Origin of the sequence: Bacillus sp. EE-W1 (genome assembly GCF_009760835.1) — a bacterium.
In the GTDB taxonomy this organism is placed as follows: domain Bacteria; phylum Bacillota; class Bacilli; order Bacillales; family Bacillaceae_G; genus Bacillus_A; species Bacillus_A wiedmannii.
This window is the reverse complement of the sequence record NZ_WIPE01000092.1, coordinates 1-556: the sequence shown is the minus strand read 5'-3', so window position 1 is coordinate 556 and position 556 is coordinate 1. Positions and strand designations below refer to the sequence as shown.

General features: G+C 33.3%; 1 pseudogene. It reads left to right on the top strand.

Annotated elements, in window-relative coordinates:
- Positions 1-556, top strand: a pseudogene (locus tag GFJ36_RS24445) (ABC transporter permease); the annotation flags it as partial.

Here is a 556-nt window from a genome sequence, read left to right as displayed (position 1 = left end):
TTATTATGTAAAAGAAGATTTAGAGAAAAATCCTCCTTTCGTACAAGATACAAAACAGATGGAAAGTATGAAGGATTTAGGAAAAATAAAGAAAGTTTCAGAGGAACTGCCAGTAGGTGCAGTTTCTAGAGAAATGAATGAAAAAGATGCGAGTGCTAAAGAACTTCCAGAAGAATGGAACGAGGCTTTCAGAACAATTCAGCCATTTTATCTATATGAAGATCATGCAATTAAAATTGTAGATCAGAAAATGTACGATACTGTAAATGGTAAAGAAGGAATCGTAGTTACTGGAAAAACAGACGATTTTGTAGCATACACAAAAGAATGGAAAAAACTTGACGAGTTGCAGCTAGTTAAATATAAAAATGTAAAAGCTGAAAGATTAGATAGTAAATATCAATCTTACAATGGATTCTACGGCGTTGCGAGTGGAACAGTATTTATGGGATTCTTCCTCGGAATTGCGTTCTTAGCAATGATGGCAAGTTGTTTAATGTTTAAAATTCTTTCTGGTGCATCAAAAGATATTACGCGTTATCAAATGCTTCGTAAA